This window comes from Streptomyces griseomycini, from assembly GCF_014203535.1.
In the GTDB taxonomy this organism is placed as follows: domain Bacteria; phylum Actinomycetota; class Actinomycetes; order Streptomycetales; family Streptomycetaceae; genus Streptomyces; species Streptomyces griseomycini.
Genome location: NZ_JACHJI010000012.1, coordinates 10,133 through 28,849, shown reverse-complemented (window position 1 = coordinate 28,849; position 18,717 = coordinate 10,133). Strand labels below are relative to the sequence as shown.

General features: G+C 63.8%; 14 protein-coding genes. 10 read left to right on the top strand and 4 right to left on the bottom strand.

Features of this window, described 5'->3' with window-relative positions:
* Window positions 1-109: 109 nt before the first annotated feature.
* The 4 genes from FHS37_RS28610 to queC are packed head-to-tail and all read right to left on the bottom strand — an operon-like array spanning window position 110 to window position 2,566.
* Window positions 110-877 (bottom strand): GTP cyclohydrolase I FolE2, encoded by a 768-nt coding sequence (locus FHS37_RS28610; RefSeq protein ID WP_184826448.1) that lies wholly within the window; start codon window positions 875-877, stop codon window positions 110-112.
* Between the two features lies 1 nt (window position 878).
* Window positions 879-1,235, bottom strand: a complete 357-nt coding sequence (queD, locus tag FHS37_RS28605) for a 6-carboxytetrahydropterin synthase QueD (protein WP_184826446.1) — start codon at window positions 1,233-1,235, stop codon at window positions 879-881.
* Complete coding sequence (queE, locus tag FHS37_RS28600) at window positions 1,235-1,870, bottom strand: 7-carboxy-7-deazaguanine synthase (RefSeq protein WP_184826444.1); 636 nt, start codon at window positions 1,868-1,870, stop codon at window positions 1,235-1,237. Before queE ends, queD begins: the two co-directional genes overlap by 1 nt.
* Before the next feature lie 3 nt (window positions 1,871-1,873).
* Complete coding sequence (gene queC, locus FHS37_RS28595; RefSeq protein ID WP_184826442.1) at window positions 1,874-2,566, bottom strand: 7-cyano-7-deazaguanine synthase QueC; 693 nt, start codon at window positions 2,564-2,566, stop codon at window positions 1,874-1,876.
* 114 nt (window positions 2,567-2,680) lie between these two features.
* Between queC and FHS37_RS28590 the strand changes: the two genes are divergently transcribed.
* The 10 genes from FHS37_RS28590 to FHS37_RS28545 all read left to right on the top strand — a co-directional run bounded on the left by FHS37_RS28590 (window position 2,681) and on the right by FHS37_RS28545 (window position 18,713).
* Entirely contained in the window at window positions 2,681-3,568 is an 888-nt protein-coding gene (locus tag FHS37_RS28590) for a hypothetical protein (protein ID WP_184826440.1), read from the top strand.
* Window positions 3,565-4,698, top strand: coding sequence for a DGQHR domain-containing protein DpdB (dbpB, locus tag FHS37_RS28585; RefSeq protein ID WP_184826438.1), 1,134 nt, complete (start codon window positions 3,565-3,567; stop codon window positions 4,696-4,698). The genes FHS37_RS28590 and dbpB (FHS37_RS28585) overlap by 4 nt, the downstream gene beginning before the upstream one ends.
* Complete coding sequence (gene dpdA / locus FHS37_RS28580) at window positions 4,695-5,921, top strand: tRNA-guanine transglycosylase DpdA (protein ID WP_184826437.1); 1,227 nt, start codon at window positions 4,695-4,697, stop codon at window positions 5,919-5,921. Before dbpB (FHS37_RS28585) ends, dpdA begins: the two co-directional genes overlap by 4 nt.
* A gap of 42 nt (window positions 5,922-5,963) precedes the next feature.
* Window positions 5,964-7,067: a DGQHR domain-containing protein DpdB gene (dbpB, locus tag FHS37_RS28575; RefSeq protein WP_184826436.1), complete on the top strand. Its 1,104-nt coding sequence runs from the start codon at window positions 5,964-5,966 to the stop codon at window positions 7,065-7,067.
* Between the two features lie 639 nt (window positions 7,068-7,706).
* Window positions 7,707-7,916: a hypothetical protein gene (locus tag FHS37_RS28570; RefSeq protein WP_184826435.1), complete on the top strand. Its 210-nt coding sequence runs from the start codon at window positions 7,707-7,709 to the stop codon at window positions 7,914-7,916.
* 263 nt (window positions 7,917-8,179) lie between these two features.
* Window positions 8,180-11,521: a protein DpdE gene (gene dpdE, locus FHS37_RS28565; RefSeq protein WP_268254609.1), complete on the top strand. Its 3,342-nt coding sequence runs from the start codon at window positions 8,180-8,182 to the stop codon at window positions 11,519-11,521.
* Window positions 11,521-14,112: a protein DpdF gene (gene dpdF / locus FHS37_RS28560; protein ID WP_184826431.1), complete on the top strand. Its 2,592-nt coding sequence runs from the start codon at window positions 11,521-11,523 to the stop codon at window positions 14,110-14,112. Before dpdE ends, dpdF begins: the two co-directional genes overlap by 1 nt.
* The gene (gene dpdG, locus FHS37_RS28555) at window positions 14,112-14,978 is read left to right on the top strand and encodes a protein DpdG (protein WP_184826429.1); all 867 of its coding nucleotides are present in this window, start codon (window positions 14,112-14,114) and stop codon (window positions 14,976-14,978) included. Before dpdF ends, dpdG begins: the two co-directional genes overlap by 1 nt.
* On the top strand, window positions 14,971-18,033 hold the full coding sequence (dpdH, locus tag FHS37_RS28550; protein WP_184826427.1) for a protein DpdH: 3,063 nt from the start codon (window positions 14,971-14,973) through the stop codon (window positions 18,031-18,033). Before dpdG ends, dpdH begins: the two co-directional genes overlap by 8 nt.
* Window positions 18,030-18,713: a hypothetical protein gene (locus FHS37_RS28545; protein ID WP_184826425.1), complete on the top strand. Its 684-nt coding sequence runs from the start codon at window positions 18,030-18,032 to the stop codon at window positions 18,711-18,713. Before dpdH ends, FHS37_RS28545 begins: the two co-directional genes overlap by 4 nt.
* The last annotated feature ends 4 nt before the right edge of the window (window positions 18,714-18,717 follow it).

Here is an 18,717-nt window from a genome sequence, read left to right as displayed (position 1 = left end):
CCAGGTGTCACCCAATCCTGCAACAGTCCCATCTTCAAGGACCTCGCTCTTATCCCAGGCCGTCTCCAGTGATGCTGTTGCAGGCGGCACTGGAGCCAACAACGACTGATCAGCCAGCGACGAACGCAATGGCGTCGTGGCTGTGGATACTCTCTAGGTTCCGCACCTTCACGGAGTGCCGAAGTCCTCTGCCACGGCACTCCGCGCTGACAGTGCGCGCCATGTCTTCGACGAACACCGGATGGTCATAGGCCTGCATCGTCAGCACCCGCTCATCCGGCCGCTTGACCAGAGGAACGACCGGAGCTGAGCCTGAGGCTCGCAGGACGGCCACCGCTTCGTCCACAGGCGTCGGGTAGGGGGTGTCTCCGTAACCAGTCACGCTGAGGGAGATCTCGCTGCGCTGGTTGTGCGCCCCATAATCGGAGATGGCCTTGGAGCAAGGGCAGAGGCTGGTGACCTCGGTCATCACCGTGGTGGTCACCCTGGCCTGGCCGTCTTCGAGCAGCCCCTCGATGGTGAGGTTGTGAACCTGCCACGATTCCTTGCCTGTGGCCGGGGCTGCTACCCGCTGGGCGAACGGCATGCTAACGGTGATCTTTACCGTCGGCGTGTCGAGGAGGGCAGCGCCCTCCTTCAAGACATGAGGCATGTCCCGGGGGTCCAGCGTCGCCAACTCGTCCTGGGCCAAGGCCACCATGCGGCTCATATGCGTGCCGCGGCGGTCGGCCTGAAGGCGAACTGTCACCGCGGCATCAGCGATGCCGCTCTGCTTGGTCACCCCGTCGTCGAAGGCCACAGGGAAGCGGAGGCCCGCAATGCCGACCTCGTCGATTTCGATGCCTCGGGAGTCGTACTCGTTCTGAACGTCGTGCACGTCATTCGCCTCGGTAGGTGCAACCAGAGGTGCAGGTCTCCCGGACCGTCACAGCGGACAGAGCCGGAAGGTCACCGATCAGCCTCTCCCAGATCCACTTGGCCAGGACCTCGCTCGTGGGGTTCTCCAACCCAGCGATGTCGTTCAGGTAGTAGTGGTCGAGTTCAGCCTCGATCGGCTTGAAGGCCCGCTTCACGTCCCCGAAGTCCATGACCCAGCCGGCCTGCGGTTCCACGTCCCCTTCGACATGGACGACGACCTTGTACGAGTGCCCGTGGAGTCGGGCGCACTTGTGCCCTTCGGGCACGTTGGGCAGTCGGTGCGCGGCCTCGAACGTGAACTCGCGAAAGATTTCCATTACTGAATTCCCAGATACTTGTGCGTCTGGAGGGAGAGCGTCCAGCGCGGGTTCTTCATGCAGTACTCGACCACCGCGCGCGTGTTCTCTTCCCGGTCCGGACCGTCCATGGGCTGCAAGCGAAAATGCCGGAAGCCGAGATGTTCAAACTGCGCAGGGTCGCCACCAGCCTGCGGATAGACCAACTTGAGTTCGTCACCGCTCGTGAGTACCAGGTCGGAGCCGATCTTCGGACTCACACACACCCAGTCGAGCCCCTCCGGCGCCGGCCGGGTGCCGTTGGTCTCCACCGCGATCTCGAACCCGCGGTCGTGAAGCGCAGCAACGGCGTCGCTGTCCAACTGGAGAAGGGGCTCACCGCCGGTGCAGACCACGAATCGGTGCTCCATGGCGTCGGACGGCCAGGCCGCTTCCACAGCATCGGCGAGCGCTTCTGCGGTGGGGAAGCGGCCGCCTCCCTCACCGTCGGTGCCTACGAAGTCCGTGTCGCAGAATCGGCAGATCGCCCTGGCCCGATCTTTCTCACGTCCGGTCCAGAGGTTGCAGCGCGAAAAACGGCAAAAGACTGCTGCTCGTCCGGCGTGCGCCCCCTCTCCCTGAAGCGTATAGAAGATCTCTTTGACCAGATAGGTCATGTCTTACGCTTTCTGGTACTGGACCGGGTCGGTCACACCGGCCTCGGCGAAGCCCTTGAGGCGGAGCAGGCAGGTGTCACACTTGCCACAGGCACGCCCCTGCTCGTCGGGGTCGTAGCAACTCGACGTGAGCGAGTAGTCGACCCCCAGTCGCAGCCCTTCCCGCACGATGTCCGCCTTCGACATCGCGATAAGAGGCGAGTGCAACTTGAGTTCCTGGGTGCCCTCAACGCCGGCCCGGGTGGCAAGGTTGGCCATCTTGGCGTAGGCGTCCATGTACTCAGGGCGACAGTCTGGGTACCCGCTGTAATCGACAGCCGTCACACCGGTGAAGATGTCGCTGGCGCCCACGACCTCTGCGTAGGCGAGCGCGAACGACAGAAAGATCGTGTTCCGAGCGGGCACGTAGGTGACCGGGATGGATTCCTCGACCTGATCGACGCTCTCGTGCTTGGGAACCTCGATGTCGGAAGTCAAGGCCGATCCGCCGAACACTCGAAGATCGATGTCCGCGATCACATGGCGCGCCACACCCTGAGCCTCGGCCACGCGCTTGGCCGCTTCCAGCTCGATGCTGTGCCGCTGGCCGTACCGAAAGCTCAAGGCGTACGGGGTGAATCCCTGGTCCTTGGCGATGGCGAGCACGGTGGTGGAGTCCAGCCCCCCGCTCAACAGCACAATCGCGGGACGATCCATACTCTCACTCCCTGCTGGGTTAGCGCCAATCCGCGCTTGATCAAAAGGTCGGGAACTAGACGGTACAGTAACCCTGACCTCGTTCCAGTTACTGAGCCCCGGGAGCCCCCCACGATGAGCCAGCTTTCCATCGTGGTGACGTGCACCGACCGCAAAGCCGCAGCCCCAGCGGTTGAACTGCGAGTGCGGGAACTGCCTGCGGGCCAGGTGGACGGGCGTGTCGCCGAATGGTGCCGCAGGATCGGCTCCGCCTCGGATCCTCGCCCTCTGGAGCAGCTCTACAAGGGGGATCACTGGGTTCGCGCTCAGCGACTCCCCTCCGTCGCGGCACAGGCCGGCTTCACTGCCGATCTGTGGGTTGCCTCAGCCGGACTGGGTCTGCAACCAGTATCGGCGTTCGCTTCTGCCTACGGAGCCACTTTCACGCCTCGGCACGAGGATTCGGTCGGTCACTCCTTCGAGGACCGCAGCGCTTGGTGGCGCCTACTCCAGAGGGAACGCGGGGCAGCCACCTTGACGGAACTCGCCAACAGGGGCCCCGTACTTCTCGTCCTCTCCGAGGTGTACGCCGCCGCGATGCAGGACGACCTCGAGGCTCTCTCCTCGATGAAGGCGGAGGCACTCCTCATCGGCGGCGCCCGTGATCTTCCTCACCTGCCGCGGGTACCGGCCGACGCATCCCTCCGCAACTCTCTAGGGGGGACTCTCACCAGCCTGAACGCACGGATGGCCGCCTGGTGGCTGGAGCACTGCTCGGACTCCCGACTCACCGCCCCTGAGACATGGGACAAGCTGAACAAGTGGGTGTCCGAGGTCTCGAAGAAGGAGCGCTATCAGCGCACACCGATGACGGACGAGAACGTCATCGCCTTCATACGGGAAAGCCTGGCCCAGAACCCGTCCTATTCACGTACCCGCCTGCTCCGCATGCTGCGGGACCAAGGGCTGGCCTGCGAGCAGAAGCGCTTCGCTGAGCTCTACGCCACGGTGGAGAACCGATGACCCCCCATGTGATCAAGCGCCGCGCTCTGCGCGTCGAGCAGCACCCGACCATTCCTCTGTACATGTTCGCCCTCGCCGCAGACGAGGTCAGCCAGGTCGCCGATGTGGCACGCATCTCGCGTGACGAGGCCGGTCGGCTCATCGGCTACCAGCGGCCCGAGAAGAAGCAGCATGTCCGGCAGATCCTGGAGTACCTGGACGGAGGCGAGGTCCTCTTCCCCAACGGGCTGATTCTGGCTCTCCCCTCCACCGTCCGCTTCCGCTCGAGTCCTGGGCCCAGCAGTTTCGACGGCCTCTGCACCAGTGGCACATTGGAGATTCCCCTCCCGGATTCCCCGGACGCCCCACGGCCGGCGTGGATCGTCGACGGTCAGCAGCGGAGTCTCGCCCTCGCCCGCACACGGAACTCGGGGCTGGCGGTGACGGTGGCCGGCTTCGTGTCGGAGGACCTCGAAACTCAGCGGGACCAGTTCCTGCGGGTCAACACCGTCTCCCCGCTCCCGACGAACCTGGTCTCGGAACTGCTCCCCGAGGTGGGCACCGCCCTGCCCACGAAGCTCTCCGCGCGCAAACTGCCTTCGGCACTGGTCGAGGCGCTCAACCAGGACAAGGACTCACCTTTCCGCGGCCTGGTGCGTCGGGCGTCGACGACCGCCAAGGAGAAGAGCAGCACCGTCGTCGCGGACAACAGTCTGATGCTGGCGATCCAGGAATCGCTGAACCTGCCGACCGGGGTCTTCTCCCCCTACAAGAACCTCTCGAACGGAACGGTGGACACCGCCACCATCCGCTCGATCCTGGTGACGTACTGGACAGCGGTTCGTGAGACGTTCCCCGACGCATGGGGTTTGCCGGCCACCAAGAGTCGCCTGATGCACGGTGTGGGCATCAGGTCCATGGGACGCCTGATGGACCGGGTGATGATGAACATCCCCCCGTCCTCTCCCATCGCGATCAAGGAAGCCAGGGCGGAGTTGGAACTCATTCAGCCGTACTGCCGGTGGACGAGTGGCCGGTGGCCTGACCTCAACATTCCTTGGAATGAACTCCAGAACAACCCTCGCCACATCAGTACTCTTTCCAACTTCCTCCTCCGTACCTACGTGCACGAAAAGGTCAAGGTCGCGTGAAATTCTATTTCCCGGACAGTCAGGACCTGGTAAGTCCGACATACGACTTCCTCAACGACGAGTACTCGCCGTACCGGGTGCGACAGCGCGACGACAAGTACGCCCACGAGGTGGTCACCCCCGTCCCCTATGACGGGATACTCGTCAGCAAGGCCATCATCGACGGTTCGGTCAAGGGCGCAGGGAAGTACTCGACCCCCCAACGGGAGCGCCTGTATCGGCTCGGCGTGCGCGCCTTTTTCCGGCTCGACAAGGACATGCACACCCTCGGCGACTGCGGAGCCTTCAACTACATCAATGAGGATATTCCGCCTTACACCGTCGATGAGGTGGTCAGCTTCTACGAGTCATGCGGATTCGACGCCGGCGTCAGCATCGACCACGTCATTTTCGGCTACATTCCCACGGGCTCCTCGCAAGAGCCCGACCCCGCCTGGATCGAGCGGCAGGAAATCTCGCTCAAGCTCGCCGAGGACTTCCTGAAGGAGGCCCGACGGCGTGGGGAGAAGTTTCAGCCGGTGGGTGCCGCGCAGGGCTGGGGGCCCGAGAGCTACGCCCACAGTGTCGCGAAGTTGCAGGAGATGGGCTACCAGCGCATCGCCCTCGGAGGCATGGTGCCTCTCAAGTCCCACGAGATCCTGGCGTGCTTGGAGGCCATCGACGAGGTCCGCAGGCCGGACGTGGAACTCCATCTGCTCGGCATCAATCGCGTGGACAGCATGGAGCGTTTCGCTCAACTCGGGGTCAAGAGTTTCGACAGCACATCGGCATTCCGCCAGGCCTTCATGGACGACCGGAACAACTACCACACGGCTACGGACTCCTTCACCGCCATCCGCGTTCCTCAGGTCGACGGCAACCCCGCACTGAAGCGTCTGATCCTTTCCGGGCAAGTCTCCCAGGCCGACGCGATCGCCTGTGAACGCGCATGCCTCCGCGCCCTGCGCGAGCACGACGAGGACCAGGACGCCGTCACCGTTGCGGACGTCCTGCAGATCCTCGGCGAATACGAGGCTCTCGTGCTCGGGCCCAAGAAGAAGAGCTACCTCCCCGCGTACGAACGCACGCTCAAGAATGCGCCTTGGCGGGAGTGCCCGTGCGCACTCTGCCGCAAGCATGGAATCGAAATTGCAATTTTTCGTGGAACCGAACGCAACAAGCGCCGCGGATTCCATAACCTCTCGATACTCGAAGCGAAGATGCGCTCGCTCACCTTCGCTTGATCAACCCCATGGACAGTGTCCGAACCTGCACGAGGAGAATCGGTGGCCGACCACCACACCCTGCGACTTCCCGCCCTTGAACTGCGGCAGGGGGACCGCCGGATCTACTGCTTTGCCGTGGACGGTAAGAAGATTCACCATTTCGCGGCGGTCTCACGTGTCCACCGGGACGAGGACGCCACCCTCCAGGGCTACCAGCGCCCGGAGGTTCTGAGCCACATCCGCTCCATCCGGCGCTACCTGGAGTCGGACGGCGCCATGCTGCCCAACGCGCTCGTGCTTGCCTTCGACCAGTCGGTGAAGTTCATTCCGAGCCAGCGCGGCTCCTCCCCCGACGCTCCCTCCATTCCGGGCGAGTTGGAGATCCGCTACTCCGAGACGATGGACGAGCACGAGAAGCCGGCGTGGCTTGTCGACGGTCAGCAGCGCAGCGCCGCGATCCGTGACGCCGATCTCGCGGAGTTCCCCGTCGCCGCGGTCGGCTTCATCGCCGACAGCCAGGAGGACCAGCGGTCCCAGTTCATCCTGGTGAACTCCACCAAGCCGCTCCCCAAGGGCCTGATCCACGAGCTTCTCCCGGACACCGTCGGCCAGTTGCCTCCCGCGTACGCCAAGCGCCGCCTGCCTGCCCTGCTGATGACGCGGCTGAACACCGATGGAGCGGGCGCCTTCTACGGGCGGGTGTCCAGCCCGACCTCTCCCCTGGGCAACATCAAGGACAACAGCATCCTGAAGATGCTGGAGCACAGCCTCTTCGAGGGCGCGCTCTACCAGTACCGGAACCCGGAGGACGGCTCGGGCGACGTGGACCGCATGGTTCTCCACCTTCGCTCGTTCTGGAACATCGTCCGGGAGACGTTCTCCAACGCCTGGCTGCTCCCCCCGCGCCAGTCCCGCCTGACCCACGGCGTCGGCATCCAGGCGATGGGCTTCGTCATGGACGCGCTCACGGAGGGCATGCCGGCGGAGGAGGTGGACTCCGACGAGATCCGCGCGGCCGTCCTGAATTTGATGCCGGTGACGGCCTGGACCTCCGGCATGTGGCGATTCCCCAGCGGCGAGGAGCGTCGGTGGAATGGCCTCCAGAACACCCCCAATGACGTACGCCTGCTTACCGACCTGCTCATGCGAACCATTCGGGGATAAACGTACGGATTTTAATTCCCCCTTCGGGGCGGTTCTCCAAGCGAGAACCGCCCCGTTTTGCATTGAAGAGAAGAGTTACCCCCTCCTCCAAACCTTCGAAGGCCTAAGCAGAGCAAATCCCCGCCACTTCCCAACGCGGCGGCCACACCCTCAATCAGATCACCCAAGATCGAAGACCCGCCCTAACTTCCCTTATGCAAACATCTCTGAGGACCCATCCCTCCCCCCGAACATGCCACCCCGGCACGGGGTCGTCCTACAGGGGAGGTGGCGTTGAACATTAGGGTTAGAATAGGCTCAAATAGACGCGAAACCGCCCATATGTAACTCACGAGGCCGGCAAGGGATCCGTCGACATAACACCAGGTCAGCACACACTGACGGCTATTCAACTATGAGATTTCCAGGACATGTTGTTGATTCTGGTGCCAACATGAGATGCTCTTAACATCAACGGCGTGACCGCTATTCGGGGAGTTTGCGGTGGCGCCAAGATGCGCCTTGATGCGCCCCGCGACGGCCGCGTCGGGGTGTCATCTGTTCAACTGGCGTGCGCAAATCACGACAAACTGGCCAAGTGGAAATTTGCTCAGCAAACAGGCTAAGCGGCCACTCTTTAAGGCACTCAGGGGGTAGTTAATGAATCACTCGCTCGACCCGGAGTCGAACCCGGATACCTTTCAGGCTTCCGTCGGCGGGAGGCGTTTCGCTGTTTCCATCTCGGTCTCCCATGCTTTCGTCAAGCCCCTGCGCCGCTTCGCCAACTTCTTCACGGCCATTTCCTTCGGTGTCTTGGTGAACATCCTCGCGAACCTCCTCACGGCTCACGGAATTCCCTGGCGGCACTGAAACTCTAATACACGAGGGGAGCAATCCATCACCCGCGAATAGCTGGGTGAAAATTCGCCGAAGGCTTCGACTAGGCCGGAGACATCCGTGCGTCGAGCGCACGGAAAAGCGAGCCCTGAGGAAGAGAAGAAGAGACGTGCCCCGGGGCAGGGGGTGATCGTTCGGCGGTGGGACGAGTTCGTCCCACCGCCGACGGCACCTCCCGGAGGATTCCCCGAGGGGGAGCGTTGTCGGTGGCCGGGTCTAGAGTGGTTGCAGATCGCATGAAGTTGGGGGAAGCAACTTTGGCAAGTTATGAGGTCGGGACATTCGTCTCGATTGGTGGGGGTTTCGGCATTGGGGTCGTCGGAGCGGTAGAGGGGAGCAGGGTCCGGGTCGACTACTTCGAGTCGCCCGCGCACGTTGTCGCGGAGTCGGAGTGGGTGCCGGCGTCGAAGGTGCGCCGCGAGGTGCTCGAACCGGAGGAGCGCGTGTGGTGGCGCAACTCCGAGGGACTGTGGAACACGGCGCGCGTGAAACTTGCCGAGCCGGCACGGCGCTCGTACATCGTGCGCATCCCGAACGTCGAGTTCGACCTGCCGATCCCCGAGGAGGAACTCTTCGTTCGGTGGGACCGTCCGGTGCAGGACCCTGCGGCGGACCTGACCGTGCGTGGTGGCAGCACAACCCCGTACCGGGACGCCCGGCTTCCCATGCTCAGAAACCTGGTGCAGCAACGCGGCGCATGCGCCGACATGAGCACGTTCCTGTCGTCGACGGTGGAGATCTTTCCTCACCAGGTGAACGCTGCGCTCACGGTCCTGTCCGACCCCGTGCAGCGGTACCTGCTAGCCGATGAGGTCGGCCTGGGCAAGACGATCGAGGCGGGGTACGTCGTCCGTCAGACTCTCATCGACAACCCGCGCGCCCGCGTGGTCGTCGTGTCACCGTCCCCCTTGCGGAGGCAGTGGCTGTCCGAGCTCAGGAGCAAGTTCCACATCGAGGACTTCCCGGCGGCCACCGTCGTGGTCACCAAGCACGAGACGCCGGGCAAGTGGGCCGACTACCACTACTTCGACCTCGTCGTGGTCGACGAGGCGCATGCTCTCGTGCATGACGACCCGGCAGCCACACCGTACGTGGAGCTGCGCGAGCTCGCGCACTCGGCGGAGCGTCTGCTTCTCCTCTCCGCCACGCCTGTGACGTCGGGGTACCTGACGAACCTGGGTCTCCTCCATTTGCTCGACCCGGAGCTCTACTCCTGGGAGAAGCGGGAGGAGTTCGAAGCCCGGTATCGCATGCGCGAGGAGTTGGCGAACTCCGTCTACTCGCTCGACCCGGAGTACACCTACGTCATCCGCGACAGCATCGAGGAGATCCGTTCGCAGGTCCCGGCCGGCGACGTCCGCCTGCGCGAGCTCGCCGACCAGGTCCTGGACATGCTGGACGACGAGGACGAACTCAAGGACCAGGATCAACAGGAGGAATTCGCCCGTAAGGTCACTGAGCTGCGCGCTCACATCAGCGAGACCTATCGGATCCACCGTCGAGTGATTCGCAACCGACGGGAAACGGTGCTGCAGGACCACCGCGGCCCGGATGCCGAAATGCTCCCCTACGAGGTCCGCGGGCGGCAGCGTCCTCGAGCCATCCGCTCCTCTTCCTCCGTCTTGGACGCCGGCGCAACCTTCGTGATGTGCTGGTGGAGCGCCGTACGCGAGCACCTGGAGAACGAGGGCCTCAGCCACGACATGGCTTCGTACGCCATGCCGCTAGCGGTGCTCACCTCTCGCGCTCCTGCGCTTCCGTACGACGCCATCGACGTCCTCCGCTGGCGGGTTACCGCTGATTCCGGGGCCGCCGAGCGGGCTGGTCTCTCCGAGCAGGAGAAGCGAGTGCTGTCGGCGGTGCCGGTGGTTCCCTGCGAACACGATGTACTCGCCGAGGCCGAGAACGGCTGGCCCGCCGATGAGGAATCGGCCAGCCAGCCCCTCAAGGACGTCACCCGCGCGCTCTCCCCCGCCATTCAGGCAGCGAAGCGCACTGTCGTCTTCTGCGGTCCTGGCCGACTGGCCAGCATGCTCGCGGGTCAGTTCCGCGCTGACGTCCCGAAGGCCATGATCGCCGAGCACACTCTGGCTCGGGATGCCGCTGAGGCGGCTGCCGACCTTGCCCGCTGGTCGGATCACGCACCGGGGCAGGCCGTGCTCTTTGTCGACGACACGGCAGAGGACGGTCTGAATCTGCAGGCTACCGACTGTGTCGTTCACGTGAGGCTTCCCTGGTCGCCAAATCAGTTGGAACAACGACTCGGACGTGTTGACCGCTACCCGGGAACGGCTCAATCCGCGGAAAGTGGTCCGGCACTCCAGTACCGGCTCGCCGAGGAGAACGGTTCCGACGGCTCGTTTACCGAGGCTTGGGCTGCTCTCCTGGCCGACGGCTACACACTGTTCGACGGCTCAAAGTCCACTCTGCAGGACGCTATCGCCGAGTCGCTGCCCGGAGTGTGGGCGCTTGCCGCCGAAGAGGGACCTGAAGGGCTCGTCGGACAGCAGGAAGCGGTGAAGACCCGGCTGGCCAAGGAGCGCGATGAGATCCGGAAGATGGATCTCCTGGAGTCGATCCACGTGTCCACGCAACGCCTGCGCAGCATTCCGGCCGCGCTGACGGACGTCGAGTTCGGTTGGCGGGAGATGGAAGAAGCGCTCCTGACGTACACGGACACCAACAACGGCGGCATCAAACTCCGTCACATTGAACGGTCCATCCACGGATCGCCGGCTCGTCGTTTCCTCGTCAACGACAGCGGGACTCGCCCGCTCCTCGCTCCCCGTCACTGGAAGCGGGTCAAGGACCGCGTCCCGGACGACGAACTCGCTCACGGAATGTTCAACCGTTCCCGTGCTCTCCGGAGCGGCGACGCGCGGCTCTTCCGGGTGGGTAACCCGTTGATCGACATGCTGTCGGAAGCCGTACTCACCGACAGCCTCGGCCAGAGCGCTGCGTTCTGGCGGATCGACCGCGGCATGCGCCCCGGCCAGGAACCGCAGCCGTACTTCGGCTTCGACTTCCTCATCGAGGCGGACACCGCTGACGCGCTGCGGCATGTGAAGGACAGCCCTGACGCGGAACGGGCACTCCGGCGCCAGGCGGACCGAATCTTCCCGCCCGTGATCAAGCGTGTCTGGATCGAGTCGGGTACCAACCGGCCCGTGACCAACGAAGCGCAGTTGGCCTTCCTCAACCGGCCCTACGACAAGAGCAAAGGAGACCGCAACTACAACAACCAGCGCGCTACGGAACTGTTCAGGGTGTTTGGTGGGCAGGAGCACGCTGCGACGTACACCGCGGACGCACAGCAGGCTGCGCTGAGCTTCCTGCGCAAGCACACCGACCTGGCGGCAGTCTGTAAGGATGCCCAGCAGAAGGCACTAGAGGTCTCGGCAGTTCTGCACTCCCAGGCGAAGGCTCGCCAGGCGGCTGGCCGACTTCTTGGAGACACAGAGAGCCTGGTCACCGACGCGGAGGTGCTGTCCTCTCTTGCCAACGGGCTGTCGCAGCCGGTCGTCAAGGTTGTGGCCGCTGTCTGCCTGGTCCGTCGCGGATTGGAACGAGCCTACTGATGTCGGAAGACGCATGGGTGAGCGCGCAGCAGCTGCTGAGTGAATGGCCCGACGTAAGGCCGAGCCTCCTGGCAAAGGGAACACTTCGCCGTCTGGGCGACGCCTTGGTCGGGTTGAGCTTCGGTGCCGCCGGCTGCCTGGACATTGTTTCCCTGACGCGTCAACTGATGCTGCAGCACCAGGCGTTGGGGCGCGGCGGCCGACTGTCGGTGCCCCTGCGCGAAGGTCTACCCAGCGCAGATCAGTGGCGCCAGGGGGGCTGCGACGTAGTCGTCGACGGAAAACGGGTTCTGCTTCGAGGCCTCGAGTGGGCCCCTGGCAACGGGGACCCGGCTGCGGACGAGGCAGGGCTGGCACAGGTCCGGGAGGCGATCCTCGGCAAGGACTCGGAACTGCGTCGTGCCATGGACTCAACTCCGGCCGACCCGTTCTGGACGGAAGTCCTCGGATACGACCACTACCTGTCGAAGGGACAGCGGCAGGCAGCGCGTTCGGTGGTTCTCATGCCGCCGGGCGAGACGCTCTTGGTGTGCCTGCCCACCGGCCATGGAAAGACGCCGGTGGCGCTGGCTGGTGCCATGCTGTCCGGGCGACGTGGTGGCGTGTCTTTGATGGTCGTACCCACCGTGGTCCTGGCCATCGACATGGAGCGACGCGTCCGCGAGTTGCTGAGCCGACGCGATCCCGACGCTCTTCACAGGCGGTACGCGTACGTCGGTGAACTGGACGACGCAGACAAAGAGCAGATGCGTTCCAACATCTCCGCGGGGCTGCAGGCGCTCGTCATCGCTTCACCGGAGGCTGTCGTCTCCGGGCTCAGCAAGGCGCTTCGTGACGCTGCCGAGGATGGGCACCTGAACTACGTCATCCTTGACGAGGCGCACCTCGTCGAGCAGTGGGGCAACGAGTTCCGGTCCGAATTCCAGAGCCTGGCGGCCCCGCTTCGGTCATGGCGTGAGGTCGCGCCTCCGGATCGGGCGCCCCGGACGGTGGCCATGAGCGCCACACTGACGGAGCAGCAGGTGACGACCCTGCGCGCCCTGTTCGGCTCAGGCGATGCCACCAGCATGGTCTGGGCGTCCGAGTTGCGCAGCGAGCCTGCCTACTTCCTGGACACCTTCGGTTCCGAAAAGGAACGGACGATGGCTGTCCTCCAGGCTGTCGCACGGCTGCCGAAACCGATGGTGCTGTACACCTCGCAGAGGGAGCACGCCGACGAGTGGGCCAAGACACTGCGTTCGGCGGGCATGCGACGGGTCACCGTGGTGCACGGGAACGTCAAGGGGGCCGCACGTCGTCACGCCCTTGAGGGCTGGTCCGGACGGACGAGCAACGGTGCCGTGTCGACCGAGTACGACGTGGTCATCGGCACGTCGGCCTTCGGCCTCGGGGTTGACCTCGACGATGTCCGAAGCGTCGTGCATGCTTGCGTCCCCGAGACCGTGGACCGCTACTACCAGGAGGTGGGACGCGGCGGTCGCGACGGAAGTCCCTCGCTTGCCTACCTCGCCTCGGGGCCCGGTGACCGACAGACTGCGCAGTCGCTGAACGAGCAGAAGATTCTCATGCCGGAGAAGGCCTGGGAGCGCTGGCAGGCGATGTTCCGTCATGGGCATCACCTCCGCGGAGACCGGTATCTGCTCGACTTGACGGTACGGCCGCCGCGGATGTCCGTGGGCTACGCCACCCACAGGGACTGGAACGTACGGCTGCTGAATTTGATGGACCGCCTTGGCCTTGTCAGGACGTTTCCGCCCACCCACCCCGTCCGCGATCCTCAGGAAGACTCTGCCGACTGGCAGGCGCGCTTGACGGCGTTCTACGAGACAGCCCGGGATCGCATTGAGGTCGAGTTGGTGGACGACCGGACCAACGAGCCAGAACAGTTCCGCGCCGCCTACAAGGGGATTCGTTCCAGCATCAAGGATGCTCAGAAGAGTTCCTTGCTCAAGATGCTGGACATCTTGCAGACGAAGCAGTGCATCGCGAAGACGCTGGCTGAGTACTACTCAGTCCGGGGCTCACGCGGGGGACGTCACTACACAATGGCGGCCTGCCGGGGTTGCCCTGCTTGCAGGCGTCAAGGCTTGCCTCCTGGCGGGGCGACGTCTTATTACCGCAGGCCGCTGGCGCCGGATCCCGCGCTCATCGAGTGGCCGGAGAGTCAGAGCCCTCTCGCTCACCTGCACCCGCAAACCTCGCACTTCAGCATCTACTGGGATGACGCTTCAGAGCGCAAGGAACAGTTGCTTCCTGTCCTCGTGAAGCTGGCCCGGTCAGGGGCGACCCACTTCGCCGGCCCTGGAGTACACGGGCTGGCCCGCCAGGTACAGGAACAAGCGTCGGGTCGTCCGGTGATCGTCGACCAGGACGGCAGCCTGCTCCGAAGCGGTACCACGGCCACGGTCGTGTGGGTCGCCGACGACACAGTGACGCGACTCGAAGACGACCTCTTGGACCGTCTTGAGGACGGGGAGCCTCTGTACCTCCTGATTCCTCAGCAGGTCGAGGACCCCACTCGTCCTGGAGTGCCCTTCAGGACCACCCACCCATCGTTGAAGATCCAGCAAGCAAGAAGTGAGTTCAGGTAATGGCATTGCTCAACACACCCGTGCCGTATCCGGGCGAAATCTGGGTTGTCGTACGTTTCCTGGCCTCACGATCCGAGCCGGTCCCATATGAGACAGTACGAATCTTTCTCGAACCTCATATCCCCGAATCGAAGAAGCTCACCACCGCTCACTACGCCCTCTCCGCGCTTCGATCTCTGGGACTTGCCGAGGAGACCGGCGGTGGGTCGGCATGGACGCTGACAGGTGACCTGGCGGGGGCACGCTCCGACGACTACGCAGCCTTCCAGCGTGCGATGCGGTCAGCGGTACTGGGCCTTCGCGGGCACGAGCCGGCCGAAACCGCCGACGACTTGCGCCGCGCCCTCGCCTGGAGCCTGACCAGGGATCCGTTCTCCGAATCTTTCAACTGGGCAACTGTGGACAATCGGCACCAGAAGGACGCGCCGGACGGAGAGCTCGTTTTTGTGAACGACACCCGGTGGTCGCCCTTCACGGCTTGGGCTACGGCTCTCGGCCTGGGCGCCCCTGCTCCGCACACGGCCCAGCGCTTCGTTCCGGATTGCACTCGCGCCGTTCAGCAGGTGTTGGAAGAGCACCTGCCGTCGGGAGCGCCTTCGGACGCGCTCGACGTTCTACGCCTCCTGCGCGAGCACCTTCCCGTCGTTCCTGGCGGTGTGATCTCGGAAAATCTGGGCTACGGACTTCCGGACGAGCGAACCGTCGGCACCTCACTCTCCTTCGCTCTGATGCGAGGCGAACACGAGAAGTGGCTCGTGATGAGCAGCGACTCGGACGCCAAGCAGCCGATCAAGTTGCAGGACCCCGAGCGACTGGCCGTGCGTCTCTGCTCCTCCATCACGCGGCGGGAGGCCGACAATGTCTGAATTCAAGCGATTCGTGTGCTGGGACGTGGAGAATGTGATCTCCACGATCCAGACGGAGGCTGTTGTCGCCTCGCCCGCCGTGTTTCTCTCGACTCACACTCCGCTGAGTATCCAGCGATCCCGGATCGACGGCCGGTCTTTCAGCAACACGGGCGAGAGTGTCACAGAGCAGGATGTTCTGGACGACTTCCTGAACCGGCGAACGAACACCGGAACGTTGCTGCTCCCAGTGGTCGGCGAGTCCGGCTCAGGCAAGTCACACCTGGTGCGCTGGATCAGGGAAAACATCAAGTCGTCCGACAGCCGCAAGATCATCTACCTGGAGAAGTCCAAGACCAGCCTGCGGCACGTCATCGAATCGCTCCTCGACGGCGTTGAGGACGACGAGATCGATCAGATCCGCAAGGACATCCGCCAGGTCACCGGCACCTTCGACGTGACTTCACTGGCGCGTCGGCTCATCACCCAGTTGAGCGTCGCCTTGGCGGATCTCAGCAGAGACTCGGTGACTGGCAAGAAGCGCCAACTCGTCGGGCCGCGAGGCATCTCGCTGCTTCTCCAGGACCCGCTTCTGCAGGAGCAGATGCTGGAGCCCGGAAAGTTCATTCCTCAGTTCGCCCAACACTTTTTGAACGACCGGGAGTCCGGCAAGGAGCGTCCTCCTCGCTTTTCCCTCGACGACCTTCCGCTCAGCGCGGACGCCATCACCGGCGACATGGCTGCTCCCACACGGCAGATCTTCGGCATCCTCATGTCCAGGCCTGAACTTCAGGGACTGACCGTGGAGTTGCTCAATGAGCACTGGGACAAGGCTGTACGGGACCTTTCTGCGCTCGGAGGCGGTCGTCTCCTTGGAGCAATGCAGAAGGTGCGAGCCATCTACGCCCGCCAGGGCAAGGAGATCATCCTCCTGGTGGAGGACTTCGCCCTGATCCAGGGGGTTCAGCGCGACCTCCTGGACGCCATTACCGAGACGTCTCAGCGCGAGGGTCGAGTCGCTCTGGCGCCTATGCGGACGCTCATGGCGATCACCAGTGGTTATTTCCACGACCTTCCCGAGACCGCAGCCACGAGGATCAGTAGTTCGACGGGGGGATTCGTCTACAACCTGGACATCGTCCTCGGAGAAGGCGAGACAGGAACGGAAGAGATCGCATCGTTCGTCGCCAGGTACCTCAACGCTGCCCGAGTGGGGCGTACCGCGCTTGAGAATGCACCCAGCGGATCGGTACCCAACAAGTGTGACGACTGTCCGGTGAGAACCGTGTGTCACGAGTCGTTCGGCACCGCCGCGGACGGATTCGGCCTGTATCCCTTCAACCGGCCGGCTCTGAACCGCGTCGTTCACAGCCTGGCCCCGAAGGAGAACCCATACGCCTTCGTGCCGCGGAACGTGCTCGGTAACGGAATCATCCCCATCCTGACCGACGCACGCGAAGCCATCGAAAAGGGCGAGTTCCCCAGCGCTTCCTTCCGAGAGAACTTCAAGGCCGTCAAGGGGGTCGACCGGGCCCTGCCCAACAGTGTCAGCGAGGAGGTCGATGCGCGCGACCCGTTGAACGGCACTCGTCGGCGCAAGGCCCTGGAGTTCTGGGCAGATGCGCCCTCCCAATTGGTGAACCTCCCCGAGGGCATCGGCAAGGCCTTCTCTCTGCCCGCGTTGGATGTGGAGACCCTCAAGGCCGAATTGGCCAGTTCTACCGCATCGCCAACTGCTGCACCGACCTCCACGAGTGTCGTCGCCAAGCAAGCGGTGACTCCTGCCGTATCTCCAGCGCTTCAGCGCAAACTCGAAGTGATCGAAGACTGGGCGGCGAGCGGGTCTCGTCTCACCACGGAAGTGGCTGCCACCATCCGCACCATGGTCTCCCGATCCGTTCAGTACCGGGAGGATTGGTTGATGCCTCCTATCAGGCCCATCGGCGGCACGGACATCGAGAAGGCTGGGTGGACCACCAAGGCCAACACCGTGTCGATCGAGGACGCCAGCGCCGAAGCGCTGAGCAAGACAGCGGTGGTTGTCCTGAAGCGGAATCCGTCGAACGGCGAGTTCTTCAAGAGCTTGGTCAGACTCAACGCTCAGGAGACCGACGAAGTACGAGGCCAGGATGTGGTCCGTCTCGCCTCGACCGCCGAGAAACACCGGGCTGCGTTGCGGGACCGGGTGGCAGTGAACGCCGAGCGCACCGACGAGGATCTGGTTGCTGGGCTGCGCGTGTCACTGCTGGGGGCTGCGATGGCTGGACAGGTCGTTCCTGGTATGCCGATCGATGCGATGTATGCGGCAGCCTTCAACAAGGGCCAGACCTGGACACGACCGGACACTTCGTCGCGTACAGAGTCGTGGATGAAGCGGCTTGAGGCTCATATGCAGCACCGGAGCAGTCTGGTGGAGACGTTGGTGAACTCCCTTGGACTGGGGCAGGGCGCCACAGGCGCGGTGCACGTGGTCGACGCTGCCCGTGCTATCCCCCTCGTGAAGAGGGCTGCGACAGAGTGGGGTCTGGCATCCGTAGAGCTCCCGAGGTGGGCCAGGGAGGCTGCGCTTCCCTGGCGTACAGGTCTCGATGTCGTAGTGCGGGGCCAGTTGGAAGAGTTGACCGCTCTCGTCACTGAGATTCGTCAGCGCTTCCCCAAGTCGAACGTCGCCGGCGAACGACTCGTGCAGCAGGTATCCACGGCGATGCAGATGGCCAAGGCTGAGGGCATCACAGGAATGCAGGGAACGGAACTCCAGGTTCGTGCTGCGGCAGTAGCAGGCGCGGACTGGAGCAGCCTGTCGCAATTGGAGCGGGACCTGTCGCGCGTCGCCATCGACACCCCGGGCGAATCGTTGGACAGCATCCTGGCTGTTACTGCCCCCGTTCGATCTCCACACCTTCGAGAGATGCACGAGTACCTCATGACCGCCGATTCGCTGTTGGACGCAGCTCTGACTGCTGGCCGGATGCAGACTCAGAACACAGTCAGTAACGCCGCAGACCAACTGGCAGGTCTACTCAAAGAGTGGAAGCAGGCCACGACTGAGGCCCGCACCGAAGAGGAGGGCAAGTGAGCAGCGCAACCGTTCTGGCAAAGGCAGAGGAACTGCAGAACATCGCTCGCAGCATCTCCGAGGGACAGAAGGAGAGGGCTGATCAAGAACGGGTACTGCGACGTATCGATGAGGTACGCACCGCCTTGCAGGGCGCCAAGGTCCAGCAGCAGACTGCCATTCTTCTGGCCAACCGGACCGGCGTGACTTTGGACACCTCCGGATTCGATGCCGCGAGATCGAAGCTCGAGTCAAAGTCGAGGGGCGGCCTGCCCAGTGACCGGGCCTTCCTCGACGCCAAGCGCGCCCTGGAGGCTTTTACTAATGAGCTGAGCACCTCGATCAAGCAAAGTTGGAAGGAGTGGGCCAGCGCACGGATCCAGGAAGTCGCTCCAGCTCAATTCGTGGCGCTTGGCCCCGACGAGCGTCTGGAAGCAACACAGCTCTACGAGTCGATGAAGGCGAACGCCAGCCGACCCAAGGTCGACAGCGCGAGCATCGTCACGTTCTGCAGCAGCCGTGACGCTCTACTCAAGATCCTGGAGAGTGCTCCGGACGACGCCCCTGAGGACCTTCTGGAACTCATCCACCGACTTGAGGCCGGCGGAGTGACCCTCCGCGAACTCTCAGACGCCGACATCGCCCTCCTGCGAAAGTACGACCAGGACATCTGGTTCACCGTCACGCGAAAGGCGGACTGACGGA

What these genes read in the sequence shown, in the direction of transcription:
- queD (WP_184826446.1), bottom strand. Translation starts at nt 1,235, where the DNA reads ATGGAAATCTTTCGCGAGTTCACGTTCGAGGCCGCGCACCGACTGCCC.
- queE (WP_184826444.1), bottom strand. Translation starts at nt 1,870, where the DNA reads ATGACCTATCTGGTCAAAGAGATCTTCTATACGCTTCAGGGAGAGGGG.
- queC (WP_184826442.1), bottom strand. Translation starts at nt 2,566, where the DNA reads ATGGATCGTCCCGCGATTGTGCTGTTGAGCGGGGGGCTGGACTCCACC.
- FHS37_RS28590 (WP_184826440.1), top strand. Translation starts at nt 2,681, where the DNA reads ATGAGCCAGCTTTCCATCGTGGTGACGTGCACCGACCGCAAAGCCGCA.
- dbpB (WP_184826438.1), top strand. Translation starts at nt 3,565, where the DNA reads ATGACCCCCCATGTGATCAAGCGCCGCGCTCTGCGCGTCGAGCAGCAC.
- FHS37_RS28570 (WP_184826435.1), top strand. Translation starts at nt 7,707, where the DNA reads ATGAATCACTCGCTCGACCCGGAGTCGAACCCGGATACCTTTCAGGCT.
- dpdE (WP_268254609.1), top strand. Translation starts at nt 8,180, where the DNA reads ATGAAGTTGGGGGAAGCAACTTTGGCAAGTTATGAGGTCGGGACATTC.
- dpdF (WP_184826431.1), top strand. Translation starts at nt 11,521, where the DNA reads ATGTCGGAAGACGCATGGGTGAGCGCGCAGCAGCTGCTGAGTGAATGG.
- dpdG (WP_184826429.1), top strand. Translation starts at nt 14,112, where the DNA reads ATGGCATTGCTCAACACACCCGTGCCGTATCCGGGCGAAATCTGGGTT.
- dpdH (WP_184826427.1), top strand. Translation starts at nt 14,971, where the DNA reads ATGTCTGAATTCAAGCGATTCGTGTGCTGGGACGTGGAGAATGTGATC.